The organism is Gilliamella sp. W8123, from assembly GCF_016101085.1.
Taxonomy (GTDB): Bacteria; Pseudomonadota; Gammaproteobacteria; order Enterobacterales; family Orbaceae; genus Gilliamella; species Gilliamella apis.
On sequence record NZ_JACFRE010000003.1, the window covers coordinates 60305 to 86796 of the forward strand.

Sequence of the window (26492 nt, forward strand, 5' to 3'; positions counted from 1 at the left end):
TAATAAATATTTTTTAAGTGTATAAAATTTGTGCGGAGAGTGTGATGAAAACAATTTTAACGGTAATAGGTAAGGACCAAACAGGAATTATTGCAGGGATAAGCCAAAAGTTATATGAATTAAATATTAATATTTTAGATGTTAGCCAAACTATCATGGATGAGTATTTTACCATGATTATGTTATTAGATTTATCTAAAATTAACACCACTTTTGATGAAGTTAAAAATACTTTAGTACATACCGGTGAGCAGTTAAAAGTTAAAGTGAATATACAACGAGAAGAAATTTTTGATGCAATGCATCGTTTATAAGCTCAATTTCATATTTTTACGAAAGGATAGAACTAATGGAAACAAAACAGATCCTCGAAACAATTAAAATGATAGAGGAAGAAAAACTTGATATCCGCACAATAACCATGGGTATATCTCTTCTTGATTGTATTGATAGTGATGGTGCAAAAGCGCGTCAAAAAATCTACGATAAAATTACGCGATTAGCGAAAGATTTAGTTAAAGTTGGCGATCAAATTACTTCTGAATTTGGTATCCCTATTATTAATAAGCGTATTTCGGTTACGCCTATATCATTGATTGCAGGTGCAAGTGACGATAAAGACTATGTTGCTTTTGCTAAAACACTCGATGAAGCAGCCAAAGCGGTTGGTGTTAATTTTATAGGTGGATTTTCTGCATTAGTGCAAAAAGGTTATCATAAAGGCGATGAAATTCTTATTAAATCAATCCCACAAGCATTAGCACAAACAGAACGAGTTTGTTCATCAGTTAATGTCGGTTCTACTCAAACTGGTATTAATATGGATGCAGTAAAGCAAATGGGACAAATTATTAAAGAAGCCGCAGCTTTAACCGCCGATAATAGTAGTATGGCTTGTGCGAAATTAGTGGTATTTGCTAATGCAGTTGAAGATAATCCATTTATGGCTGGTGCTTTTCATGGTGTTGGTGAAGCTGACTGTGTGATTAATGTCGGTGTGAGTGGACCGGGTGTAGTTAAGCTAGCGTTGGAAAAAGTTAAAGGTCAGCCTTTTGATGTTGTTGCTGAAACCATAAAAAAAACTGCCTTTAAAATAACTCGTATGGGGCAACTGGTAGGTAAAGAAGCGTCAGAACGTTTAGAGGTTAAATTTGGGATTGTTGATTTATCATTAGCACCAACTCCAGCTATCGGTGACTCAGTAGCACATATTTTAGAAGAAATGGGACTAGAAGTTGTTGGAACACATGGAACTACCGCTGCGCTAGCGATGCTGAATGATGCCGTGAAAAAAGGTGGCGTAATGGCTTGTGGCCATGTAGGTGGATTAAGTGGTGCATTTATTCCTGTCTCAGAAGATGCAGGTATGATTGATGCGGTAAACAATGGGGCACTAAACCTTGAAAAATTAGAGGCCATGACTTGCGTTTGCTCAGTGGGGCTAGATATGATTGCTATTCCTGGTGATACACCAGCTGAAACTATTTCAGCAATTATTGCTGATGAAGCAGCAATTGGCGTAATTAATCATAAAACTACGGCGGTCAGAATTATCCCTGCGGTAGGTTTGAAAGTAGGCGATAATATTGAATTTGGTGGTTTACTTGGCCATGCGCCAGTAATGCCTGTAAATAAATTTAGTTCATGTGATTTTATTAGTCGTGGTGGGCGTATTCCAGCTCCAATTCACTCCTTTAAAAATTAAGTTATTATGATTCTGCCTTAAATATTTATTTAGGGCAGAGTTACAAATTATTTCTCATCATAAAACATATCGATAACATAGATTCAATGTTTAGTGTGCTTATTCTAAATTGTTCATATATGCAATATTATTTGCTAATTAATTCTCGCTCTTGATTTATATTATAAAAAAACAACTAGTTAAACCAAATGCCATCAGGTTAATTGTCAATTATAGGGATGCCAATTAATATCAATAATTCTAAAGAAATTAATGTTTCACTCTTGAAAAGGTATAATAGGAATAATATTAATGGATAAGTTATCAATAAAAGAGAATAAATATTCTCATCTAAAAAGGTTTGAGGAGTATATGGTGTTTAAACATAAACACTATCAATAAATAATGATGAAAACAGAACTCTATTTTCAACGCTTTAGTGGTATCGCTAGACTTTATGGTGAACAGGCATTACAACGTTTCTCTCAAGCCCATATCTGTGTCATTGGTATTGGTGGTGTGGGGTCTTGGGTCGCTGAATCGCTTGCTCGAAGTGGTATTGGACAAATTACTTTGATAGATATGGATGATGTTTGTATTACCAATACTAATCGTCAAATTCATGCTTTAAAATCTAATATAGGTAAAGCAAAAACCTCGGTGATGGCAGAGCGAATCTTACAGATTAATCCTGAATGTATTGTTAATGAAATAGATGATTTTATTAATGCCGATAACGTTAATGATTATTTGGGGTCTAAACAACACCCTCGTTATAACTATATTATCGACGCAATTGACAGCGTCAAAGATAAAGCTGCTGTTTTGGCTTATTGTAAGCGACAAAAATTAAAGGTCATTACAATCGGGGGCGCGGGGGGGCAAAAAGATCCTACACAAATTAAAATTGCTGATTTAGCGAAAACAATACAAGATCCTTTAGCGGCTAAATTGCGTGAGCGATTGAAAAATGATTATAAACTTAACAAAGATAGTAAAGGCAAATTTACTATTCCATGTGTTTTTTCAACTGAACAATTGACTTATCCGGCATCTAATGGCCAAACTTGCTTAATGAAAAGCCAAGCACAAGGTGCAAAAAAAATGGATTGTGAATCAGGTTTTGGGACAATCACAACTGTTACGGCAACATTTGGTTTTGTGGCGGTTAGTTATGTGTTAAATAAGTTAAGTATTACATAATATTTATTATGTATTTACGCTAAAAAAATATATTTTTTTACTTTGTTGTAAATTGTTTTTTCTTGAAATGCTTTGATATTAAATTAATAGAATTTTGAATTTTAATCAGCAAAAAAACAATAAAAATATTTGCTCTTTTAAATAACATTCATTTTTTGTGAATATCTTATTGTGTAAAGTAAAAAACTGATTTACGATATCCAACAATTTCGTTTTGCTATTATAAATATGCTTTAAATATGTTCAAGGAAGACGCCAAACGATCCAAGTTTATTTTTTAATTTTCAAGGAGAAATCTATGGCAGTAACCAATATGAATGAGTTAAATGAGTTAATGACTCGAGTTAAAAAAGCTCAGGAAACTTATTCTACTTATACTCAAGAGCAAGTTGATAAAATCTTCGTGGCAGCAGCAACAGCCGCAGCCGCAGCTCGAATCCCTCTTGCACAGCAAGCTGTTGCTGAATCAGGAATGGGGATTGTAGAAGATAAAGTTATTAAAAACTTATTTGCTGCAGAGTATATTCTTAATAAATATCGCAATGACAAAACTTGTGGTGTTGTTGCTGAAAATGAGTCTTATGGTACCATTACAATAGCGGAGCCATTAGGGATTATTTGTGGAATCGTGCCAACTACAAACCCGACTTCAACCGCAATTTTTAAATCATTAATCAGTTTAAAAACTCGTAATGCTATTGTCTTTTCGCCACATCCACGCGCTAAAAAATCAACTATCGAAGCAGCCCGTATTGTATTAGATGCAGCAATTAAAGCTGGTGCGCCAAAAGATATCATTGGTTGGATTGATGAGCCATCTATCGAATTATCAAATGCTTTAATGCATCATGATGATGTTGCTGCAATTTTAGCAACTGGTGGTCCAGGTATGGTTAAAGCGGCTTACAGTTCTGGTAAACCAGCATTAGGTGTTGGAGCAGGTAATACCCCTGTAATTATCGATGAAACTGCCGATTTAAAACGTGCTGTTGCATCAGTACTTATGTCTAAAACTTTTGATAATGGTATGATCTGTGCTTCTGAGCAAGCTATCGTTGTTGTTGATTCAGTTTATGATGAAGTACGTAATTTATTGACTCAATATGGCGCTTATGTTTTAAATGCTAAAGAAACAAAAGCTGTTCAAGGTATCATCTTAAATGATAAAGGCGCTTTAAATGCTAATATCGTAGGTCAACCAGCAACTAAGATTGCAGAAATGGCCGGCATTAAAGTTCCTGCCGGTTCGAAAGTACTTGTTGGTGAAGTAAGTAAAGTGGATTTATCTGAACCATTTGCTCACGAAAAACTTTCACCAACATTAGCTATGTTTAAAGCTAAAGACTTTAAAGAAGCAGTAGATAAAGCTGAAAAACTTGTTGAAATGGGTGGTATGGGACATACCTCAGTACTTTATACTGATCAAGATAGCAATCGTGATCGTGTTGCTTATTTTGGCAGTAAAATGAAAACATGTCGTATTTTAATCAACCAACCAGCTGCTCACGGTGGTATCGGTGATTTGTATAACTTTGATTTAGCACCATCTTTAACATTAGGATGTGGTTCTTGGGGTGGTAACTCGGTCTCAGAAAATGTTGGTCCGAAACACTTAATTAACAAGAAAACAATCGCTAAGAGAGCAGAAAACATGTTATGGCACAAATTACCAAGTTCTATCTATTTTAAACGTGGCTCACTTCCAGTTGCTTTAAATGAAGTGATTGAGCAAGGTGCCAAACGAGTATTTTTAGTAACTGATAAATTCTTATTTAATAATGGTTACTCAAAACAAATTACTGATCAACTTGAAGCACAAGGTGTGATTTGTGAAACCTTCTTTGATGTTGAAGCTGACCCAACATTAAGTGTCGTCCGTAAAGGTACTGATTCAATGATAGCATTCCAACCGGATACTGTTATTGCTTTAGGTGGTGGTTCACCAATGGATGCGGCGAAAATTATGTGGGTTCTTTATGAACACCCAGAAACTAAATTTGACGAATTAGCATTGCGTTTTATGGATATTCGTAAACGTACTTGTCATTTCCCTAATATGGGTAAAAAAGCAAAACTAATTTGCGTGACAACCACATCAGGTACTGGTTCTGAAGTGACACCGTTTGCGGTAGTTACTGATGATGCAACTGGTCAAAAATATCCATTAGCTGATTACGCAATTACACCAAACATGGCAATTGTCGATGCTAACTTAGTTATGAATATGCCAAAATCACTTTGTGCTGCAGGTGGTTATGATGCGGTAACTCATGCTTTAGAAGCTTATGTGTCAATTATGGCAAGCGAGTTTTCTGATGGTCAAGCATTACAAGCATTAAGTTTATTAAAAGCTTACTTGCCAACAAGCTACAAAGAAGGAGCAAAAAATCCTATCGCTCGTGAAAAAGTGCATAATGCTGCAACTTTAGCTGGTGTTGCGTTTGCTCAATCATTCTTAGGTGTTTGCCACTCAATTGCCCATAAAATTGGTGCGGCATTCCACATTCCTCATGGTGTAGCGAATGCGATGTTAATTAGTAATGTTGTTCGCTTTAATGCAACGGATAAACCGACTAAACAAGGTACATTTAGCCAATATGGTTATCCTCAAGCTGTAAGACGTTATGCTGAGATTGCTGAACATCTTGGCTTAACTGTAGCAACAGATAAAGACGAGAAGAAAGTTGAGAAACTAATTGCTTGGTTAGATCAATTAAGAAAAGATCTAGATATTCCTTTCTCTATCAAAGAGTTTGGTGTAGATGAGAAAACTTTCTTAGCTCAAGTTGATCAACTTGCAGTTGATGCATTTGATGACCAATGTACTGGTGCTAATCCTCGCTATCCTTTAATTGCAGAATTAAAACAAATTCTACTTGATACTTACTATGGTCGTGCGTATCAAGATAAAGGTGATATTAGTGAAGATTTAGCTGTTCACACTGCCGCTAAAGGTGCAGCAGCAACGACAACTAAGAAAAAAGCGCCAAAAAAGAAATAATTTAAATATTATTCTTGATTAGCAAAAGCCTGAGATAGTTTATATCTCGGGCTTTTTTATTGTTTAATTTTATTAAACTTATAAATTCTGCTTGAAATTCGTTATGGTATTGCGTCAATATAAGGGCAATATTCATAATAATTTTGCTATTAATACCGTTTTTAAACAGTAGTTTGTAACTAAAACCAAGAAAAAAGCGTAAAAAAAAGAAATAATTTAACATATATTTTTTGATTAAAAAAAATTCTAAAATAGTTTATATCTCAGTCTTTTTTGGTTTTTTTGATTTTTTTTTAAGCAAACAATAAAAAAAATGTTTTTTTTGCTTGCAAGCTTAAATGTTCTAGTACATAATGCGCAGCACTTAGGCCGGCTTAGCTCAGTAGGTAGAGCAACTGACTTGTAATCAGTAGGTCGCCAGTTCGATTCCGGCAGCCGGCACCATTTTCCTAAGTAAACAGTTTATAATGATTCGGGGTGGGGTTCCCGAGCGGCCAAAGGGAGCAGACTGTAAATCTGCCGTGTCACACTTCGAAGGTTCGAATCCTTCCCCCACCACCATTATCTAACATTAGCAATTGCTAATTGAAGCATTTAGGTAGCCGAGTTTGAACATGCGGGCATCGTATAATGGCTATTACCTCAGCCTTCCAAGCTGATGATGCGGGTTCGATTCCCGCTGCCCGCTCCAATTGCTGATATAGCTCAGTTGGTAGAGCGCACCCTTGGTAAGGGTGAGGTCGGCAGTTCAAATCTGCCTATCAGCACCATTCTTGTTACTTTCCTAAACCTTCTAAAAAAATTAGATTTGACTGCTTTAGAGCTTGTCACTTGACGGCTTTATCTGGTATCATTCAGAGCTAATTTTAAGTTAGTATTATGTTAAAACTAAATATGATACTTGGTTAATGTGGTGAATTACCACCGATTTGTATTACATTGAGGGACGATAAATGTCTAAAGAAAAATTTGAACGTACAAAACCCCACGTTAACGTTGGTACAATCGGCCACGTTGACCATGGTAAAACAACTTTAACTGCAGCGATCACATCAGTATTATCTAAAAAATACGGTGGTCAAGCTCGTGCATTCGATCAAATCGATAACGCACCAGAAGAAAAAGCTCGTGGTATCACCATCAATACTTCACACGTTGAATACGATACACCAACTCGTCACTACGCACACGTAGACTGCCCAGGCCATGCTGACTATGTTAAAAACATGATCACTGGTGCGGCACAAATGGACGGTGCTATCTTAGTAGTAGCAGCAACTGATGGTCCAATGCCACAAACTCGTGAGCACATTCTTTTAGGTCGTCAAGTAGGTGTACCTTACATCATCGTATTCTTAAACAAATGTGATATGGTTGATGATGAAGAGTTATTAGAATTAGTTGAAATGGAAGTACGTGAACTTCTATCTCAATACGATTTCCCAGGTGACGATACACCAGTAATTCGTGGTTCAGCGCTTAAAGCGTTAGAAGGCGATGCAGCATGGGAAGACAAAATTGTAGAATTAGCAGAAGCATTAGACAGCTACATTCCAGAACCAGAGCGTGACATTGATAAACCATTCTTATTACCAATCGAAGACGTATTCTCAATCTCAGGCCGTGGTACAGTAGTAACAGGTCGTGTAGAGCGCGGTGTAATCAAAGTTGGTGAAGAAGTTGAAATCGTTGGTATCAAACCAACAACTAAAACAACTTGTACTGGTGTTGAAATGTTCCGTAAATTACTAGACGAAGGTCGTGCTGGTGAGAACGTAGGTGTATTATTACGTGGTACAAAACGTGAAGAAATCGAACGTGGTCAAGTATTAGCAAAACCAGGTTCAATCACTCCACATACAGATTTCGAATCAGAAGTGTATATTCTAAGTAAAGATGAAGGTGGTCGTCATACTCCATTCTTCAAAGGTTACCGTCCACAGTTCTACTTCCGTACAACTGACGTAACAGGTACTATTGAATTACCAGAAGGCGTAGAAATGGTAATGCCAGGTGATAACATCAAAATGACAGTATCATTAATTCACCCAATCGCAATGGCAGACGGTTTACGTTTCGCTATCCGTGAAGGTGGTCGTACTGTTGGTGCTGGTGTTGTTGCTAAGGTTATTAAATAATTTCAGCAATCGCGATCATAGAAAGGGTATCTTTTGATACCCTTTCTTACCTAGTCTGTTTAGCAAAATGTTTTTAGAGAAAGAGCATTTTGGAAAATGGATAATATTATAAATAACATAATCATAGGTTTTATATGCTAGTAAGTAACGAGAGTCAAGATACAAGCACTGTTCTAGACAAATTTAAATGGGTTTTGGTTCTAGTATTAATTGCGTTAATTGTTTGGGGAAATTCTTATTTCTCTGTACCTAATGATATATATCAACCAAATGCGATCGTTCGAATTATTGCAGTTGTTGTGGTTTCGCTTTTAACCTTATTTATTGCATTTACAACCACTAAAGGAAAATCGTTTATAACATTTCTGCAAGAATCACGAAAAGAACTAAGAAAAGTTGTATGGCCTACTCGTAAAGAAACTGTACAAACAACCTTATTAATCGCTGTTATTACCGTTATTGTTGGTACTGCGCTTTGGGGAATGGATTCTTTGTTCCGTTCAATCATCTTTTATCTAACTTCAATAGGGCGTTAATATGAGTGAAACACAACAAAAACGCTGGTATGTGATCCAAGCTTATTCTGGCTATGAAGCACGTGTTGCACAATCATTACGTGAATATATTAAATTACATAATATGGAAGATTCTTTTGGCGAAGTTTTAGTACCAACCGAAGAAGTTGTAGAAATGAAAAGTGGACAGCGCCGTAAAAGCGAACGTAAATTTTTCCCAGGTTATGTTTTAGTTGAAATGACGATGAACGATGCAACTTGGCATTTAGTTAAAAGTGTACCAAGAACAATGGGATTCATTGGTGGGACATCAGATAGACCAGCGCCAATTAGCCAACGTGAAGTTGATGCAATTATGAATCGTCTACAACAAGTTGGTGATAAACCACGTCCTAAAACCTTATTTGAGCCAGGTGAACTTGTTCGTGTTAACGAAGGTCCATTTGCTGACTTTAATGGTGTAGTTGAAGAAGTGGATTATGAAAAGAGCCGCTTAAAAGTATCGGTTTCTATTTTTGGTCGTTCTACGCCGGTTGAATTAGATTTTAGCCAAGTAGAAAAAAGTTAATCTATTTGTCATCTAATTAAAAAAATCACAGCTATATGCTGTGATTTTTTGTTTTAGGTGTTTAAATTTTGCTAAATTGATGGTTAACTTCCCTCGAACTCTTCCAATTGTTGCTGTAGCTCTAGCCATTTTGATTCTGATTCATCTAATTCAGCCTTTAAATTACTTTGATTAAGTAATAATTGTGTTAATTCTGATTTTTTATCCGTTTCGTAAATCGATGAATCAGCCAATTGCTCTTCAATCACTTTTAACTGATCATTTAAACGAGCAATAGTTTGTTCCTCTCTATGCAACTGTTTTTTCAATGGTTGTATTTGCGCTCTGGCTTCCGCATCCTTTCGTTTCTGTTCTTTACGTTCTTGTGCAGAAACTTTAGGCAACACTTCTTTTTTTACTGGTTTATCTTTTTCTTGTGGTTGATTTTCGGCCTTTTGCTCATCAGTCAACCATTTATGATAGTCATCAAGATCACCATTAAAAGGTTCGACTTTATGATCATGAACTAAGTAAAACTCATCAGTAGTAGAACGCAATAAATGTCTATCATGCGAGACCACAACTAACGCCCCCTCAAAATCGATTAATGCTTCAGTCAATGCTTGTCGCATATCTAAATCTAAGTGGTTTGTTGGTTCATCAAGCAACAGTAAATTTGGTTTTTGCCAAACAATTAACGCTAAAACTAATCGAGCCTTTTCACCACCAGAAAATGTTTTTACTGGTTCACTAACTTTATCACCATGAAAATCAAAACCTCCCAAATAATTACGTAATTCTTGTTCGGTATTTTTCGGCTCAGCAAGTTGTTTTAAATGCCATAAAGCTGATTCATCTGCTCGTAAATATTCTAATTGGTGTTGAGCAAAATAGCCAAGTTGTACCCCTTTAGCCAAGCTAACTTGACCTTGCATTGGTGGTAATTCGCCAGCTAGCAGTTTAATCAGTGTTGATTTACCAGCACCGTTACGACCTAACAAACCGATACGTGAGCCAGGTACTAAATTAAGTTTAATCTGCTCTAAAACAACTTTATCACCATATCCTGCAACGATATTTTCCATGGTTAATAAAGGACTAGGTAAGAATTCTGGTCGTCTAAATTTAAAATGAAAAGGATTGTCAACATGAGCTGGGGCAATCAATTCCATTCTTTCTAACATTTTTATTCGACTTTGAGCCTGTTTTGCTTTGGTTGCTTTAGCCCTAAAACGATCGATATAGCTTTGCAAATGAGCAACTTTAAGTTGCTGACTTTCATACATGGATTGTTGTTGCGCCAGTTTTGCCGAGCGCTGTGTCTCAAATGATGAATAGTTACCGGTGTATTCAAATAATTTCTTCTGTTCAATATGAATGATTTTATTAACCAATGGATCTAAGAAATCACGGTCATGTGAAATTAAAATAAGTGTACCTTGATAATTACTTAACCATTTTTCTAACCACATCACTGCGTCTAAATCAAGATGGTTGGTAGGTTCATCAAGAAGCAGTAAATCAGAACGGCACATTAACGCTTGCGCTAGATTAAGTCGCATACGCCAACCACCAGAGTAGGATTTAACCGGTAACGTTAATTGTTCATTGGAAAAACCTAAACCATGTAATAATGTTGCCGCCCGAGAGCGGATAGTCCAAGCATCAATGTTATCAAGTTTTTCATGAATAAGCGCAATTTGCTCGCCGTTATTTTTTTCGTAAGCAATCTCTAAATCTTGCTCTAATTTTCGAAACTCTCGATCACCATCAATAACATATTCAATAGCCGCTGTATCTAATGCTGGAGTTTCTTGATTTACCCATGCTAATTGCCATTGGGCAGGAATAAAAACACTGCCTGCATCTGTTTGAATTTCACCTTTAATTAAAGAAAAAAGTGTGGACTTACCACAGCCATTTTTACCGACTAATCCAACTTTCTGTTTAGGATTTATTGTTGCAGAGGCATTATCTAAAAGTAGATTAATACCTCTACGAATTTGGATAGAATCAAACACTATCATGACGAAGTCACCTATGATTCAATATAAAATGTGTTATGCTAACAAAAAATAAAGCGTATGCAAAATGATAATAGGAAATTTAACATGGTAATGAATTCTTATTGCCTAACCCCAAAAATTGCTCAACAGATTGTTGAAAGAACCATGAAAATTATTGATTGTAATATCAATGTAATGAATGGGGATGGTTGTATTATTGGTAGTGGTGATTTAGAACGTATTGGAGAATTACATGAAGGTGCAATACTGGCTATATCTCAAAAAAGGACTGTTTCAATTGATGGCACAATGGTTAAACGTCTGAAAGGCGTTAAACCGGGTATCAATTTACCATTAAAACTTAATAATCGTATCGTTGGCGTTATTGGTTTAACTGGTGAACCATCCGATATTCGACAATTTGGTGAATTGGTTTGTATGTCAGCAGAAATGATGATGGAACAAACCCAATTATTACAAGAATTATCTTATGATAATCGTTTAAAAGAAGAATTAATTCTTACTCTAATTGAAAAAGAAGTTTTGCCTGAAAGTATGGTGCAATGGGTTAAACGATTAGATATTAATTTACAGTTACCGCGAGTAGTATGCATGATTGAAGTCGATAGTGGCCAATTAGGCATTGATACTGCTATGAGCGAATTACAACATCTACAAAATCAAATACAACATGTTAGCCAACATAATTTAGTTGCGATTAAATCTATTACTGAGTTAGTTATTTTAATTCCTGCTTTAAATCGTTATGGTCGATGGGATTTACTAGAGCACAAAAAGAAATTAGAACAATTAGTAATTACAATCAAAGATTCCACTCATTTAGATATTCGAATTTCATTGGGTAATTATTTTGAACAACATCCTTATCCATTAGTTAAATCTTATCAAACCGCTAAAACAACTATGTTAATTGGTAAGCAAAGAATGCCGAATATCCGTAATTATTATTACCAAGAACTTATTCTTCCCGTTTTATTACATGGTTTAAGTTATGATTGGCAAGCTGAAGAATTATTATTACCTTTGAAAAAATTGAGGATGGGTGATAATAATGGCGTACTGCAAAAAACATTGCAAACATGGTTTAAGAATAATGTACAAAATGGTGATACGGCCAATGAGCTGTTTATTCATCGTAATACATTAGAATATCGATTAAATAAAATTGCTAATTTGACCGGTTTAAATCTAGCCAAATTTGACGATCGTTTATTATTATATATTGGATTACAGTTGGACAGAAACGAATAAATTCTAAATACACTTTTTATTTTTTAATAATTAAAGTGTATTTAGAATCATAATTCATAACATATTTATATGTGTTTTATTGTTTTTTAGGTCACTGGCGCCGGATTAAAAATAGCTAGTGGATTGTATAATTTCCAATGATCTGACCATGGTTGTTTGCGCCCACTAGCCACATCTAGGATTAAATGGAAAAGTCGCCAACCAATATCCTCAATAGTAGCTTCGCCTAAAGCAATATCTCCAGCACTAATATCAATAAGGTCGAACCATTGTTCTGCGACAATATTACGGCTAGACATTTTAATGACAGGTACCATCGCTAATCCATATGGTGTTCCACGGCCGGTAGTGAAAACTTGTAAGGTAATACCTGATGCAACTTGTTGAGCACCACACACAAAATCACTAGCTGGCGTTGCAGCAAAAATTAGGCCTTTTTTGGTAGGTCTTTGACCAGGAGATAACACTTCTACAATTGGACTTGTGCCTGATTTTGCAATTGATCCCATTGCTTTTTCAACTATGTTATTTAAGCCACCTTTCTTATTGCCTGGTGTAGTATTGGCGCTACGATCAACTTTTCCGGCAGCAAGATATTCATCATACCATTGCATTTCTCTAATTAGTGCTTTACCGACTTCTTCATCAGCTGCTCTTGGCGTCAGCAAATGAATACCATCACGAACTTCAGTTACTTCAGAAAACATAACTGTTGCTCCACATCTTACTAATAAGTCAGAAGCAAAGCCAACTGATGGATTAGAGGTAACACCTGAGAATGCATCACTACCTCCACATTGCATTCCGACGATTAATTCTGCTGCCGGCACAGTTTCACGTTTGCGTTGGTTTAGACGTTGTAAGTGTTTTTCTGCCACACGCAAAATATGATCAACCATGGCTTTAAACCCATGTTCATCTTGTAAAGTAACAAGGTCATCATCTTCTAATTTTATTGGAATAGTATCGTGAGTACCTTTAAGTAGTCTTTCAGGTTGTAACTTTTCACATCCTAAACTGATCACCATAATTTCGCCACCAAAATTAGGATTCTTAGCTAAGTTATGGATAGAACGAATTGGTACAATAGCTGCTGGAGCGTCAATAGCTACACCACAACCATATAAATGGGTCAGTGGCACGACGCCATCTACATTAGGGTATTTGGGTAATAAATCACGTTCAATAATTTTGGCAACATATTCAACAACGCCCGAAACACAATTAACACTCATAGTAATACCAAGTATATTTCTAGTACCTACCGAGCCATCTTTGTTGCGATAACCTTCAAAAGTATAACCTTCTAAAGGTGGTAATGGATCCGCTTTTTTAGTTGCTATTTCTAATTCATGCAATTCTGGCGCAGTTGGCATTAGTGTTACAGCTTCATTTATCCAGCTACCTTGTTTAATGTCTTTTTTAGCGTAACCAATGGTTTCACCATAACGTACTATAGCTTGTCCTTGGTTGATATCATTTAATGCAACTTTATGCCCTTGAGGTACATCTTCAATTAATTGTAATCCATTGTCAAAAATTGTACCTTTGGGTAATCCATTATTATTGACAACAATCGCAACATTATCAATTTCTTTAATTTTGATAAAGAGCGGCTTGTTAATTTGTTTCTCCATTACTCAACTCCCATTATGCTAATTAATTTTATATATTAATTAATAGCAAATTAAATTTTATAACATTTCTCATAATTTCTTCGTTATATCTTAAATCCGAATAAAATAAATAGCATTGTGCATATTCACAATTATAAGTTCATAAATTAGCTAAATATCATAAAAATACCCATAAAAGTCGCTTTGTATCACAAAATTTTGTAGTTTTATTAAATTTTTGTGAAGAAAGTAACATTTATTTGTGTATTTGCATATAAATAAATATGATTGGCGTGGATATTTTGTGTTTTTGCCCAATGATATTTTATGGTGAACCATCCATACTTACTCACCATTAGTGGATTATCTTAGAAACGTAAAAAAGTCTATTTATTTTCTACTTCAGCTATACCTTTTATATTTAATAATTAAATTTAGGAAATTATAAGTTTAGGAGCTAAACATGGAAATAAACAAAACTAAACAAAAAAGGACTAACGCCAGATGGATGACGGTTGTTTTTTTATTTATAGTTACAGCTATTAATTACGGCGATAGAGCAACATTAGGTATAGCTGGAAAAGCAATGTCGGGGGAACTAGGATTTGATGCAGCAGCCATGGGATGGGTGATGTCATCATTTGGTATTGCTTATGTAATAGGACAATTACCAGGAGGATGGTTGCTAGATAGATTCGGTTCTAAACGAGTTTATTTTTGTAGTATTTTATTTTGGTCTATTTTTACTCTATTACAAGGGACTGTGCACTTTTTTATTGGTGCTTGGGCACTAATTATGCTTTTTACCTTCCGTTTTTTAATGGGGCTTGCCGAAGCACCTTCATTCCCTGGAAACAGCCGTATTACTGCCGCGTGGTTTCCAGCCAAAGAAAGAGCAACGGCAGTTGCCATTTTTAACTCAGCACAATATTTTGCAACGGTTATTTTTGCACCAATTATGGGTTGGTTGACTCATGAGTATGGTTGGCAATCAGTATTCTTCTTTATGGGGGGATTGGGTATCTTTGTCAGTGCTGTTACTTTGTTTGTTATTCGCAACCCTAAAGATCATCCTTTAGCTAATCAAGCTGAAGTTGATTATATCGTTGAGGGTGGTGCTTTAGTTGATATGGATCAGAAGAAAGACAATGGTAAACAAGAAGGTCCAAAATTAGGTTATTTATTGCAATTATTGACTAATAGAATGTTGCTTGGTGTTTATTTAGGTCAATATTGTATTAACTGTTTAACATTTTTCTTTATTACTTGGTTCCCTATTTATTTAGCAACACAGCGTGGAATGAATATTAAAGAAGTAGGCTTTGCTGCTGCAGTTCCTGCTATTTGTGGCTTTATTGGTGGAATTAGTGGTGGGGTTATTTCTGATTTCATTATGCGCAAAACCAATTCTTTATCAATAGCCCGTAAAACACCAATCATTTTAGGCATGCTATTCTCAATGACTATGATTATGTGTAATTACGTTGATTCAATTGGACTAGTTATTTTATTTATGTCGATGGCTTTCTTCGGCAAAGGTGTTGGTGCGTTAGGTTGGGCAGTAATGGCAGATACAGCGCCAAAAGAGATGAGTGGTCTAGCCGGTGGTTTATTCAATATGTTTGGTAATGCATCAAGTATCATTTCTCCAATTATTATTGGTTATATTGTGGCATGGACAGGGCGCTTTGAATGGGCATTAGTATTTGTTGCCGGTCATGCGTTTGTTGCTGCATTTAGTTATTTAGTTCTTGTTGGTCCAATTAAACGAATGGAATTAAAGAAAAAGGATTAAATAATAAAAAAACAAATTTATGAAATGGAGAATCGTAATATGAATACTCAATCAGTGCCAATTATTACTTCAATGCAAGTTATACCTGTTGCAGGTTATGACAGTATGTTAATGAACATTGGTGGTGCTCACGGTCCATACTTTACCCGTAATATTGTTATATTAACAGATAATGCTGGTCATGTTGGTGTTGGTGAGGCTCCTGGTGGTTCAACAATTGAAAATGCATTGAAGGAAGCTTGTGCACATGTTGAAGGTAGACCTATTTCGATTCTTAACCGTATCGTAAATGATATGCATCAAGGCTATTTAGATTCTGATTATGATACTTTTGGTAAAGGTGCATGGACATTTGAACTACGAGTTAATGCTGTAGCAGCTTTGGAATCAGCACTGTTAGATTTAATGGGGCAATTTTTAAATGTGCCTGTGGCTGAATTATTGGGTGGTGGCAAACAAAGAGATGAAGTAACTGTTTTAGGCTATTTGTTTTATATTGGTGATGATAAGAAAACTGATCTACCTTATGACCAGCCACTCAAAAATGGTCATGAATGGTACAACATTCGACGCCGCGAAGCGATGACAGTTCAGTCGGTAATAGAATTAGCTGAAGTAGCAAAAGATCGCTATGGTTTTAAAGATTTTAAAATGAAAGGTGGTGTATTAGCTGGAGAAAAAGAGATTGAAACGGTCACTGAGCTAAAAAAACGTTTTTCAGATGCTAGAATTACTTTAGATCCTAATGGCGGTTGGTTATTGGAAGATGCTATACGATTATGTAAAGGGCTTAACCATGTCCTGACTTATGCCGAAGACCCTTGTGGTGCAGAAAATGGTTATTCGGGACGTGAAGTAATGGCAGAGTTTCGTCGTGCCACTGGTCTACCAACAGCAACGAATATGGTTGCAACTAACTGGCGAGAAATGTGTCACTCAATTATGTTACAAGCTGTTGATATACCTTTAGCAGATCCGCATTTTTGGACTTTAACTGGTGCAAGTCGGGTTGCTCAGCTTTGTCATGAATGGGGATTAACTTGGGGTTGCCATTCTAACAATCATTTTGATATCTCATTAGCGATGTTTAGTCATGTTGGTGCATCGGCACCAGGCAATCCAACTGCACTTGATACTCATTGGATATGGCAGGAAGGACAGGCCAGATTGACTAAAAATCCATTAGAAATAAGTAATGGCAAAATTAAACTGCATGATAAACCGGGATTAGGCATTGAATTAGATATGCAACAAATTATGAATGCTCATGAATTACATAAAAAATTAGCAAATGGTGCACGTAATGATGCTATTGCAATGCAGTATTTAATACCTGGTTGGCAGTTTGATCGTAAACGACCTTGCATGGTTCGTTAAAACAGAATTAGAGAAATACAAGAAATTTAAGAGGTTAATATTATGAGTTTATCAACGCCAATTATAACGGAAATGAATGTTTATCCTGTCGCTGGATATGACAGTATGCTACTTAATTTAAGTGGTGCACATTCACCGTATTTTACTCGAAATATTGTTATCCTAAAAGATAACTCAGGCAACATTGGTGTCGGCGAAGTACCGTGCGTCGGAACGGTTACTAAAACATTAGAAGATGCTAAATCATTAGTTGTTGGTCAATCTATTGGCCAATATAAAAATGTGATGAATCGAGTGCGTCTTCAATTTGCTGATCGTGATGTTGGTGGTCGAGGCAATCAGACATTTGATCAACGCTCAACAATTCACGTTGTTACTGCGATTGAAGCGGCAATGTTAGATCTACTTGGTAAACATTTAGGCGTTACCGTGGCATCATTACTTGGCGATGGTCAACAACGTGATGAAGTGGAAATGTTAGGATACTTATTTTATGTCGGTGATCGCAACAAAACAGATTTACCTTATCAAAGTCAAAATGATGAAAAATGTGATTGGTATCGCCTACGACATGAAGAAGCACTAACGCCTGAAAAAATTGCCCAATTGGCTGAAGCTACATATGAAAAATATGGTTTCCGCGATTTCAAATTAAAAGGCGGTGTTTTATCAGCAGAAGATGAAGCAGAAGCAGTAATAGCAATTAAAAAGAAATTCCCAGATGCTCGAGTAACACTTGACCCTAACGGAGGATGGTTATTAGAGGAAGCGATTCGTATTGGTAAATATTTGAAAAATACTTTGGCTTATGCAGAGGATCCTTGTGGTGCTGAACAAGGTTATTCAGGGCGAGAAGTCATGGCTGAATTTCGTCGGGCCACGGGTTTACCGACTGCTACCAACATGATTGCAACCGATTGGCGTCAAATGGGACATACATTATCGTTACAATCTGTTGATATTCCATTAGCTGATCCACATTTTTGGACCATGAATGGCTCAGTTCGTGTTGCACAAATGTGTCATGAATTTGGTTTAACATGGGGCTCACATTCTAATAACCATTTTGATATCTCTTTAGCTATGTTCACACACGTAGGTGCAGCAGCACCAGGCAATCCAACTGCACTGGATACTCATTGGATTTGGCAAGAAGGTAACCAACGTTTAACGAAAGAACCATTACAAATTATTAATGGTAAAATTAAGGTTCCTGAAAAACCAGGATTAGGCATTGAAATTGATATGGATCAAGTAATGAAAGCTCATGAGTTATTTAAGAAAATGGGTCTTGGTAACCGAAATGATGCAATGGCCATGCAATATTTAATTCCTGGCTGGCAGTTTGATAATAAAAAACCATGTTTGGTTAGATAATTGAACTATTATTATCAAAAATAACTCGAGAATTTAAAAGGTAAATTATGAAAAAAATAACCTGCCACAACCAATTTAAGCAAGATATGTTAGAACGTAAAAAACTTATTGGTTGTTGGGCTGCTTTAGGAAATCCAATTTCAACAGAAATACTTGGTTTAGCTGGTTTTGATTGGTTGTTGCTAGATGGTGAGCATGCGATTAATGATGTTACCACGTTTGTACCGCAATTGATGGCATTAAAAGATAGTAGTAGTGCACCAATAGTTCGTCCTGCTTGGAATGATCAAGTTTTAATTAAGCGATTACTTGATATTGGGTTTTATAATTTCTTAATCCCATATGTAGAAACAGTAGAACAAGCCAAATCAGCAGTAGCTTATACCCGCTATCCACCTGAGGGGGTAAGAGGAGTTTCTGTTTCTCATCGTAGTAATGGCTTTGGCACTATTACTGATTATTTTACTAAAATTAATCAAAATATTTGTGTTGTGGTACAAATTGAAACTCAACAAGCAGTTAATAATGTTGAAGCAATAACTGCAGTTGATGGTATTGATGGTATTTTTGTTGGACCGAGTGATCTCTCTGCTTCATTAGGCCATTTTGGTAATCCTAAGCACCCTGAAGTGCAAGCAGCAATAAAACATGTTTTTGATGTTGCTAAAGCACAAGGTAAAGCATGCGGTATTTTGGCACCAATAGAAGCTGATGTTCATCATTATATTGATATGGGGGCAACATTCGTTGCTGTAGGTAATGATCTAGGTTTATTAAGAAGTTCAACCCAAGCGCTAGCAGATAAGTTTTTAAAGTAACGAATACTATTTTAGTCGTAAAAAAAGGAGAGTAAAATGAAAATTGGTTTTATTGGTTTAGGTATTATGGGTAAACCGATGAGCAAGAACCTGTTAAAAGCAGGTTATTCATTAGTCGTTTGTGATAAAAATCAATCTGCAGTGGATGAAGTAGTGGCTGCAGGGGCACAAAGTGCCGTAAATGCTAAAGAAGTTGCTAAACTTTGTGATGTGATTATTACCATGTTACCAAATTCACCACATGTAAAAGAGGTTGTATTAGGTGAAGATGGGATAATTGATGGTGCTAAATCTGGTACTACGATTATTGATATGAGTTCAATTGCGCCGTTAGCAAGCCGTGAAATTCATGATGAAGTCGTTAAAAAAGGATTGGCAATGTTAGATGCGCCAGTGAGTGGTGGAGAACCTAAAGCAATTGATGGTACTTTATCGGTCATGGTAGGTGGTGATAAAGCTATCTTTGATAAACATTATGACATAATGAAAGCCATGGCTGGTTCAGTGGTTTACACTGGTGAAATTGGTGCTGGTAATGTAACTAAATTAGCTAATCAGGTCATTGTTGCTTTGAACATTGCGGCTATGTCAGAGGCATTAGTCTTAGCAACTAAAGCTGGTGTAAATCCAGAGTTAGTTTATCAAGCAATTCGTGGTGGATTAGCAGGAAGTACTGTACTAGATGCTAAAGCACCAATGGTTTTAAATCGTAATTTTAAACCTGGTTTCAGAATTGATTTACATATCAAAGATTTACAAAATGCTTTAGATACTTCGCATGGTGTTGGAACATCATTACCATTAACTGCAGCTGTAATGGAAATGATGCAAGCCCTAAAAACTGATGGTCTGGGTGATTGTGATCATAGTGCATTAGCACGTTACTATGAATCTTTAGCAAAAATAGAAATTAAATAATTAAGGTTAAGATTGAGTATGGCGACATACTCAATACTTTGACTAATTGCATAAGGATAAATATGAAAATTGTCATTGCTCCTGATTCTTTTAAAGAAAGCCTAAGTGCTATTGAGGTTGCTAATATAATTAAAAAGGGATTTTTAAACGTATACCCAAAGGCTGAATACTTTTTGATTCCAGTTGCTGATGGTGGTGAAGGTACTGTTGATGCAATGGTTGATGCATTAAATGGAAATAAAATCACAGTATCGATTACTGACCCATTAGGTGAAAAAGGTTTGGCTTTTTATGGTATTTCAGGAGATGGACAAACAGCGGTAATTGAAATGGCCGCAGCAAGCGGTCTTGAAAGAGTTCCTGTTACTAAGCGAGATGCGAAAATTACGACTTCATATGGTACTGGAGAATTAATCAAAGATGCACTAGATAAAGGTTGTAAAAAATTTATTATTGGCATTGGCGGGAGTGCTACCAATGACGGTGGCGCTGGCATGTTACAGGCTCTAGGTGTCAAGCTTCTTGATAAAGCCGGTAACCAAATTGGTTATGGTGGAGCTTCATTAAGCGAGCTTGATAAAATTGACATTAGTGAAATTGACCACAGAATTAAATTCTGTGATTTCGAAGTTGCTTGTGATGTTACTAATCCTTTGACTGGTGCGAATGGTGCTTCATTTATATTTGGTCCGCAAAAAGGCGCGACACAAGATGATGTTCGTTTACTTGATGAAAATCTGAAACATTTTGCTCAAGTAATAAAACGTAGCTTTAATATGGATATTGAGTTTATCCCAGGGACGGGAGCTGCTGGTGGAATGGGGGCTGCTTTATTAGCGTTTATGAATGCTAAATTAAGGCCTGGAATTGAAATTATTACTGAAGCACTAAATCTAGATAAGCTTATTTCTAATGCAGATTTAGTTATTACCGGTGAAGGGCGATTAGATTACCAAAGTATCAATGGTAAAGTACCAGTAGGGGTTGCTAGTATTGCCAAAAAATACCAAAAACCAGTAATTGCTATTGTTGGTAGTTTGGGTGACAAGGCTGAAACCATTTATCCTTATGGTATTAATGCCATGTTTAGTATTTTAAGTAAAGTTGCGACTTTGTCTGAAGTACTAGAATCAGCAACGGCAAAAGCAAATCTTTATCAAACCTCAATGAATATTGCCTTAACACTTAATTTAGGCCGTAACCTTAAATAGTCATAAATACCCTTTATCAGTATCCTGATAAAGGGCATCATAATCATATTATCGTTTAAGTGCTGACAAAGATCTGCGAATAATAAGACAACAGATCGTAATGAAAACAAATAATCCTAAATATTGAGACATATTGCCTAAGTCAGGGAATATTGCCAGAGGTGCATCTCCACCACCATTAGTGACACTAATGACAATCACAATGGCAAGTATAACACCAACTAAACTTTCACCGACGATTAAACCTGATGCAATTAAGGATGCTTTACGATCTACTTTTTTGAATTCAGTTTCTGGATCTAAATTTAGTTTTTCTGCTTTCACATATGCCTGACGTTTTACTATCCATGATAATAATGAACCGATAAATATAGCCATTGTAATACTTGGTGGTAAGTAAATACCTAGTCCGACAGCTAAAGCAGGTAGACGGAATTTAGTTTTCTTTTTGGCTAAAATTAGGTCAATGATGATAACTGTTGCGCCTACCGCTAAACCTATCAAGATCATTGTCCAATCTAGATTATGAGAAAAAATTCCTTTAGCAATGGTTGTCATCAAAGTTGCTTGAGGTGCAGCCAATACTTGGGTAGGGTCCATATTTGGACGAGGAACCGCACCAGTAAAACCATAAGCGTTATAGAGTATTTCAAGAATAGGGGCAATGACAATTGCACCAACAACACAACCAATCAAAAGTGCTACTTGTTGTCGCCATGGCGTAGCATGAACTAAATAACCTGTTTTCAAATCTTGTAAATTATCATTCGAAATACATGCAATTGATAGCACAACACTAGTTGTGAATAGGGCTAATGCAGTGATAAAGTCAGTTCCTTCTACAGAGGATAACATACCATGTGTTTCACTTAAGCCAAGTAATATTAGTGAAATAGCTATAGCAGCAACAATGGCAATACCTGATATAGGACTGGCTGAAGAACCAACTAAACCAGCCATATAACCACAGGCAGCGGCAACTAAAAATCCCATAACAAACGCAAATAAAACTGCACAAATGACTAGCAACCAAGCAATACCAGTTGATAAACCACTATCAGAAATAAAAGAGTAAAATGTTGCAACTAAGATAATTAACATGCCAGCCATAATCATAAAAATAGTTTTTGGTGACAAGTCTCTATCTGTTCGATCAATATCGTTTACAGAAATATCTGAGCGAAGTGTTTTTAACGATGTTTTTAAACCTTCAATAACTGGTTTGATTAAAGTCAGTAATGTCCAGACTGCGGCAATTGCTATGGTACCTGCACCGATAAAACGAATATCTGTGGCCCACAATCCCATTGCAATTTTAGATAGAGGTTGGGATGTATCATAATCGGTAAGAGCACTTAGGATAGGAATACCAAATCCCCAAGCTATAATTGTTCCGATTAATACCGCAATTCCTGAAATAATACCAATTAGATAGCCAGCACTTAGTAATGCTAATGAAAATCCCATTGGGATCTGAAATATTGATTTACCACCAGTAAACCAATAAGCAGTGCTATCAGATAATAAACGAAATCCATTAGTAAATAAGCTCACTGTAGAGGCAATAATACCGCCAAATACGATATCCTTTAATCCATCATTTGCTTCTTTATCGTTAGTTTTCGAACCAGCTTTTAATATTTCAGCAGCAGCGACACCTTCTGGATAAGGTAAATCACTTTTCACTACCATAACATGACGTAATGGAATAGAAAATAATACCCCTAACATGCCGCCAGCAGCGCAAACTGAAAAGGTTAGCCAGAAAGGAAAATTACTCCAATATCCCATCATTAATAAACCAGGCATAACGAAAATAACAGAAGATAAAGTTCCTGCAGCGGAAGCTTGAGTTTGCACCATATTATTTTCTAAAATTGTCGATCCCGAAAATAATCGTAAAATAGCCATGGAAATGACGGCGGCAGGAATGGCAGATGAAAAAGTTAATCCGACTTTCAAGCCCAAATAGACATTGGAGGCTGTAAAGACAATAGTAATTAAAGCACCAAGAATGGTACCGCGTAGTGTAAGTTCTCGTAAATTATTCATACTACCTATATATTAAAGTTAAATTGATAGCCTGTTATTATATACTTAATTATGCTTTATCTGCCATTAATTCTACAATTAAGTTCATATTTTGCCTATTTTTCTTGATTTATTTGCTGTAAGTTATTTTTATTCTTAAACAATAAAATTTGTATATTAAAGATTAGTCACAGCGTAATTATGCTATGCTGGTCATATTCTTAATCATTAACCAATTGTGAGAAAAATGTTAAGAGAATTAAAACGATTGCAGGATATTACTAAAAAGTTGCGTAACCCTATTGGTGGCTGTGAATGGGACAGCAAACAAACTTTTGACTCGTTAAAATCTTATACTTTAGAAGAGACCTATGAAGTCTTAGATGCAATTGAAAGACAAGATATGGTTGAACTTAAAAGTGAATTGGGCGACTTACTGTTTCAGATTGTGTTTTATGCGGATTTAGCGAGTGAACAAGGTTTGTTTAATTTTGATGATATTTGTCAGACAGTCGCTGATAAGCTGGTCAGTCGTCATCCGCATGTTTTTTCTAATAATACGACTATTAAACCAAATTGGGAACAGCTTAAACAACAAGAACGTGATAAGCGGGAGCAATATTCGCTATTAGATGATATTCCCACCGCAATCCCAGCATTAATGAAGGCTGAAAAAATCCAAAAACGTTGTGCGTCAGTTGGATTTGATTGGAATGAACTACAACCGGTTATTGCTAAAGTTAAAGAAGAAATCAATGAAGTTGAACAAGAGTTAGTACAATCAACTATTGATGATCAATCAAAAGTTGAGGAAGAAATCGGCGACCTATTGTTTGCTACCGTCAATTTAGCAAGACATCTAAAAGTTAAATCGGAGTTAAGCTTACAAAATGCTAACAACAAGTTTATTAGGCGTTTTAAACAGGTTGAATTATTACTAAAGCAAAAAAATCGCAATTTAGTTGATGCAACACTTGAAGAAATGGAAGATGCATGGCAAATTGTCAAGCGAACAGAAAAATCAACTAGCGAAGTAAATAAAAATGACTGAACAAAAAAATGAATTATATCAAGAAATAGAGGCTTGGTCTCAAAATGCTATTTTACATAGCCCAACTTGGAGTATTAATCAATTAGATTACTCGGAAAAGAGTATTACTGTTGTTGAAATGATTATTGGTGAAATGGCAGATAAAAGCTTTGGTCTTCCTGAAGAACAACTCAATATGATATCACAAGAATATGGCTGTTATTTATTATTAACTGCACATAAATTATATGGTGGTCAGTTCTTTTGGAATCAGGAATTTGAACAACCAATGTTAATTTGTTGTGAGCCCGACGCCACTATTGCGTTATTAACATGGAATAAAGTAAAAGGACGTTTATTGGGTGATAAAACCGATCATATTGCTTATTTTTTGGATGAATTTGGTAAAGCTACTTTTCAACCAGAAAAAGGCACTCAACGTGTTTATTTATAAAAAATTACTTATATTTCATAAATAAACCCGCCATAAATTAGCGGGTTTAAATGTTGAATTGGAATTCAAGCGTCGTTTTTAAACTTCTAAGTAATCTAAAATACCTTCAGCAGCTTTGCGTCCTTCACTAATTGCGGTGACGACTAAATCAGAACCACGTACAGCATCCCCGCCAGCAAAGATTTTGGCATTCGAGGTTTGATAACCTTTGCTTTCGGGGGCAATTATCCGTCCTCTATCGTCAAAATCAACCCCATGTTCAGCTAACCATGGCATAGCATGTGGTTTAAAACCAAATGCCATAACTACCGCATCAGCGGGAAGTACAAATTCTGAGCCTTCAATAATCACTGGTGAGCGACGACCTTTCGCATCGGGTTCGCCAAGCTCGGTTCTTACCATTTTTACGCCAGTAACATGCCCTACATTGTTAATTTCAATGCTCAGCGGTTGTACATTGAATTGGAACTGCACGCCTTCTTCTTTGGCATTTTTAACTTCACGTTTAGAACCAGGCATATTGGCTTCATCACGGCGATATGCACACGTCACTTCAGTAGCACCTTGACGGATAGAGGTTCTTACGCAGTCCATGGCTGTATCACCACCGCCTAATACCACGACACGTTTATTTTTCATATCTACATAATGCGCATCGTCAGTTTGTTGGTGCTGCATAATATGTTTAGTATTAGCAATTAAAAATGGTAATGCATCATAGACACCATCAGCATCTTCATTTTCAAGGCCGGCACGCATTGATTGATAAGTACCAGCTCCAACAAAAACGGCAGCAAACTCAGCAAGAAGATCGGCTAATTGTACTGTTTTACCCACTTCAGTATTAAGGCGGAACTCAACACCCATTTCGCTAAAGACATGTCTCCGATGAACTAAGACCTCTTTATCTAATTTGAAGGCTGGAATACCGAATGTTAATAAACCACCAATTTCAGGATGGCGATCAAAAACGACAGGGGTGACACCATTACGTACTAAAACATCAGCACAAGCCAAGCCGGCCGGGCCAGCGCCAATAATTGCGACTCTCAACCCGGTTTTTTCCACGTTAGAGAGATTTGGTCTCCAACCCATTTTAAAGGCTTCATCGGTAATATAACGCTCAATACTACCAATAGTTACCGCACCAAATTCAGCATTCAAAGTACAAGATCCTTCACACAGACGATCTTGTGGACAAACTCGACCACATACCTCAGGTAAACTATTAGTTTGATGAGATAATTCAACTGCTTCTAAAATTTTGCCTTCATTGATTAATTTTAACCAATTTGGAATATAGTTATGTACCGGACAGCGCCATTCACAATAAGGGTTGCCACAAGCAAGGCAACGATCTGCCTGAGCTTGTGATTGTGAGGCGGAAAATCCCTCATAAATTTCAACAAATTCAATTTTACGGACGTTTAGCGATTTTTTAGGCGGATCAACACGTTGTAAATCGATAAACTGATAAACATTCTGACTCATATCGTGTT

20 protein-coding genes and 4 tRNA genes are annotated in these 26492 nt (G+C 36.2%); 20 read left to right on the top strand and 4 right to left on the bottom strand.

What is annotated here, in order from left to right; genetic code table 11:
• Window positions 1–44 precede the first annotated feature (44 nt).
• The 11 genes from H3T56_RS04705 (at window position 45) to nusG (ending at window position 9109) form a co-directional block, all read left to right on the top strand.
• Window positions 45–314, top strand: coding sequence for an ACT domain-containing protein (locus H3T56_RS04705; RefSeq protein ID WP_086357127.1), 270 nt, complete (start codon window positions 45–47; stop codon window positions 312–314).
• Between the two features lie 35 nt (window positions 315–349).
• Window positions 350–1705 carry a PFL family protein gene (locus H3T56_RS04710; RefSeq protein WP_198192148.1) on the top strand — a complete coding sequence of 452 codons (1356 nt, stop codon included), beginning with the start codon at window positions 350–352 and terminating at the stop codon, window positions 1703–1705.
• Window positions 1706–2092: 387 nt separating this feature from the next.
• Complete coding sequence (tcdA, locus tag H3T56_RS04715; RefSeq protein WP_065578305.1) at window positions 2093–2887, top strand: tRNA cyclic N6-threonylcarbamoyladenosine(37) synthase TcdA; 795 nt, start codon at window positions 2093–2095, stop codon at window positions 2885–2887.
• Window positions 2888–3185: 298 nt separating this feature from the next.
• Window positions 3186–5888: a bifunctional acetaldehyde-CoA/alcohol dehydrogenase gene (gene adhE, locus H3T56_RS04720; protein WP_198192150.1), complete on the top strand. Its 2703-nt coding sequence runs from the start codon at window positions 3186–3188 to the stop codon at window positions 5886–5888.
• A gap of 368 nt (window positions 5889–6256) precedes the next feature.
• A tRNA-Thr gene (locus tag H3T56_RS04725) sits at window positions 6257–6332 on the top strand.
• A gap of 32 nt (window positions 6333–6364) precedes the next feature.
• Window positions 6365–6449 (top strand) — tRNA-Tyr (locus H3T56_RS04730).
• A 55-nt stretch (window positions 6450–6504) separates the two neighbouring features.
• Window positions 6505–6579: transfer RNA gene (locus H3T56_RS04735), tRNA-Gly, on the top strand.
• Window positions 6580–6582: 3 nt separating this feature from the next.
• Window positions 6583–6658, top strand: a tRNA-Thr gene (locus tag H3T56_RS04740).
• A gap of 183 nt (window positions 6659–6841) precedes the next feature.
• Window positions 6842–8026, top strand: coding sequence for an elongation factor Tu (tuf, locus tag H3T56_RS04745; protein ID WP_034900851.1), 1185 nt, complete (start codon window positions 6842–6844; stop codon window positions 8024–8026).
• A 134-nt stretch (window positions 8027–8160) separates the two neighbouring features.
• Window positions 8161–8562 carry a preprotein translocase subunit SecE gene (gene secE / locus H3T56_RS04750; protein WP_065577660.1) on the top strand — a complete coding sequence of 134 codons (402 nt, stop codon included), beginning with the start codon at window positions 8161–8163 and terminating at the stop codon, window positions 8560–8562.
• 1 nt (window position 8563) lies between these two features.
• Complete coding sequence (nusG, locus tag H3T56_RS04755; RefSeq protein WP_034900847.1) at window positions 8564–9109, top strand: transcription termination/antitermination protein NusG; 546 nt, start codon at window positions 8564–8566, stop codon at window positions 9107–9109.
• Window positions 9110–9192: 83 nt separating this feature from the next.
• On the opposite strand, the gene H3T56_RS04760 is transcribed toward nusG, so the two are convergent.
• Window positions 9193–11115 carry an ABC transporter ATP-binding protein gene (locus tag H3T56_RS04760; protein ID WP_198192151.1) on the bottom strand — a complete coding sequence of 641 codons (1923 nt, stop codon included), beginning with the start codon at window positions 11113–11115 and terminating at the stop codon, window positions 9193–9195.
• 90 nt (window positions 11116–11205) lie between these two features.
• On the opposite strand from H3T56_RS04760, the gene H3T56_RS04765 reads away from it, so the two are divergent.
• Window positions 11206–12366: a sugar diacid recognition domain-containing protein gene (locus H3T56_RS04765; RefSeq protein ID WP_065577679.1), complete on the top strand. Its 1161-nt coding sequence runs from the start codon at window positions 11206–11208 to the stop codon at window positions 12364–12366.
• Between the two features lie 86 nt (window positions 12367–12452).
• Here the strand turns inward: H3T56_RS04765 and garD are convergent, their stop codons facing one another.
• Window positions 12453–13991: a galactarate dehydratase gene (garD, locus tag H3T56_RS04770; protein ID WP_370545510.1), complete on the bottom strand. Its 1539-nt coding sequence runs from the start codon at window positions 13989–13991 to the stop codon at window positions 12453–12455.
• Window positions 13992–14445: 454 nt separating this feature from the next.
• Between garD and H3T56_RS04775 the strand changes: the two genes are divergently transcribed.
• From H3T56_RS04775 to H3T56_RS04800, 6 genes are all read left to right on the top strand, one after another.
• Window positions 14446–15777 carry an MFS transporter gene (locus tag H3T56_RS04775; protein WP_065577658.1) on the top strand — a complete coding sequence of 444 codons (1332 nt, stop codon included), beginning with the start codon at window positions 14446–14448 and terminating at the stop codon, window positions 15775–15777.
• Between the two features lie 39 nt (window positions 15778–15816).
• Entirely contained in the window at window positions 15817–17154 is a 1338-nt protein-coding gene (locus H3T56_RS04780; protein WP_065577657.1) for an enolase C-terminal domain-like protein, read from the top strand.
• A 42-nt stretch (window positions 17155–17196) separates the two neighbouring features.
• Window positions 17197–18531, top strand: a complete 1335-nt coding sequence (gudD, locus tag H3T56_RS04785) for a glucarate dehydratase (RefSeq protein WP_034900842.1) — start codon at window positions 17197–17199, stop codon at window positions 18529–18531.
• A 47-nt stretch (window positions 18532–18578) separates the two neighbouring features.
• Window positions 18579–19349: a 2-dehydro-3-deoxyglucarate aldolase gene (gene garL, locus H3T56_RS04790; protein WP_034900840.1), complete on the top strand. Its 771-nt coding sequence runs from the start codon at window positions 18579–18581 to the stop codon at window positions 19347–19349.
• Window positions 19350–19385: 36 nt separating this feature from the next.
• A complete protein-coding gene (gene garR, locus H3T56_RS04795; protein WP_065577656.1) occupies window positions 19386–20267 on the top strand; it encodes a 2-hydroxy-3-oxopropionate reductase in 882 nt (293 codons plus the stop codon).
• Between the two features lie 62 nt (window positions 20268–20329).
• The gene (locus H3T56_RS04800; RefSeq protein ID WP_065577655.1) at window positions 20330–21478 is read left to right on the top strand and encodes a glycerate kinase; all 1149 of its coding nucleotides are present in this window, start codon (window positions 20330–20332) and stop codon (window positions 21476–21478) included.
• A 48-nt stretch (window positions 21479–21526) separates the two neighbouring features.
• Here H3T56_RS04800 and H3T56_RS04805 read toward each other — a convergent pair whose 3' ends face one another.
• Window positions 21527–23530 (bottom strand): OPT family oligopeptide transporter, encoded by a 2004-nt coding sequence (locus H3T56_RS04805; protein ID WP_065577654.1) that lies wholly within the window; start codon window positions 23528–23530, stop codon window positions 21527–21529.
• 226 nt (window positions 23531–23756) lie between these two features.
• On the opposite strand from H3T56_RS04805, the gene mazG reads away from it, so the two are divergent.
• Complete coding sequence (mazG, locus tag H3T56_RS04810) at window positions 23757–24560, top strand: nucleoside triphosphate pyrophosphohydrolase (protein ID WP_198192153.1); 804 nt, start codon at window positions 23757–23759, stop codon at window positions 24558–24560.
• Window positions 24553–24993, top strand: coding sequence for a hypothetical protein (locus H3T56_RS04815; RefSeq protein WP_065577652.1), 441 nt, complete (start codon window positions 24553–24555; stop codon window positions 24991–24993). Before mazG ends, H3T56_RS04815 begins: the two co-directional genes overlap by 8 nt.
• A gap of 78 nt (window positions 24994–25071) precedes the next feature.
• On the opposite strand, the gene H3T56_RS04820 is transcribed toward H3T56_RS04815, so the two are convergent.
• Entirely contained in the window at window positions 25072–26484 is a 1413-nt protein-coding gene (locus tag H3T56_RS04820) for an FAD-dependent oxidoreductase (protein ID WP_198192154.1), read from the bottom strand.
• Window positions 26485–26492: the final 8 nt, after the last annotated feature.

What these genes read in the sequence shown, in the direction of transcription:
- H3T56_RS04765 (WP_065577679.1), top strand. Translation starts at nt 11,206, where the DNA reads ATGAATTCTTATTGCCTAACCCCAAAAATTGCTCAACAGATTGTTGAA.
- tcdA (WP_065578305.1), top strand. Translation starts at nt 2,093, where the DNA reads ATGAAAACAGAACTCTATTTTCAACGCTTTAGTGGTATCGCTAGACTT.
- H3T56_RS04780 (WP_065577657.1), top strand. Translation starts at nt 15,817, where the DNA reads ATGAATACTCAATCAGTGCCAATTATTACTTCAATGCAAGTTATACCT.
- H3T56_RS04760 (WP_198192151.1), bottom strand. Translation starts at nt 11,115, where the DNA reads ATGATAGTGTTTGATTCTATCCAAATTCGTAGAGGTATTAATCTACTT.
- mazG (WP_198192153.1), top strand. Translation starts at nt 23,757, where the DNA reads ATGTTAAGAGAATTAAAACGATTGCAGGATATTACTAAAAAGTTGCGT.
- tuf (WP_034900851.1), top strand. Translation starts at nt 6,842, where the DNA reads ATGTCTAAAGAAAAATTTGAACGTACAAAACCCCACGTTAACGTTGGT.
- H3T56_RS04820 (WP_198192154.1), bottom strand. Translation starts at nt 26,484, where the DNA reads ATGAGTCAGAATGTTTATCAGTTTATCGATTTACAACGTGTTGATCCG.
- H3T56_RS04710 (WP_198192148.1), top strand. Translation starts at nt 350, where the DNA reads ATGGAAACAAAACAGATCCTCGAAACAATTAAAATGATAGAGGAAGAA.
- H3T56_RS04800 (WP_065577655.1), top strand. Translation starts at nt 20,330, where the DNA reads ATGAAAATTGTCATTGCTCCTGATTCTTTTAAAGAAAGCCTAAGTGCT.
- nusG (WP_034900847.1), top strand. Translation starts at nt 8,564, where the DNA reads ATGAGTGAAACACAACAAAAACGCTGGTATGTGATCCAAGCTTATTCT.
- H3T56_RS04775 (WP_065577658.1), top strand. Translation starts at nt 14,446, where the DNA reads ATGGAAATAAACAAAACTAAACAAAAAAGGACTAACGCCAGATGGATG.
- garL (WP_034900840.1), top strand. Translation starts at nt 18,579, where the DNA reads ATGAAAAAAATAACCTGCCACAACCAATTTAAGCAAGATATGTTAGAA.
- H3T56_RS04705 (WP_086357127.1), top strand. Translation starts at nt 45, where the DNA reads ATGAAAACAATTTTAACGGTAATAGGTAAGGACCAAACAGGAATTATT.
- H3T56_RS04815 (WP_065577652.1), top strand. Translation starts at nt 24,553, where the DNA reads ATGACTGAACAAAAAAATGAATTATATCAAGAAATAGAGGCTTGGTCT.
- gudD (WP_034900842.1), top strand. Translation starts at nt 17,197, where the DNA reads ATGAGTTTATCAACGCCAATTATAACGGAAATGAATGTTTATCCTGTC.
- H3T56_RS04805 (WP_065577654.1), bottom strand. Translation starts at nt 23,530, where the DNA reads ATGAATAATTTACGAGAACTTACACTACGCGGTACCATTCTTGGTGCT.
- adhE (WP_198192150.1), top strand. Translation starts at nt 3,186, where the DNA reads ATGGCAGTAACCAATATGAATGAGTTAAATGAGTTAATGACTCGAGTT.
- secE (WP_065577660.1), top strand. Translation starts at nt 8,161, where the DNA reads ATGCTAGTAAGTAACGAGAGTCAAGATACAAGCACTGTTCTAGACAAA.
- garR (WP_065577656.1), top strand. Translation starts at nt 19,386, where the DNA reads ATGAAAATTGGTTTTATTGGTTTAGGTATTATGGGTAAACCGATGAGC.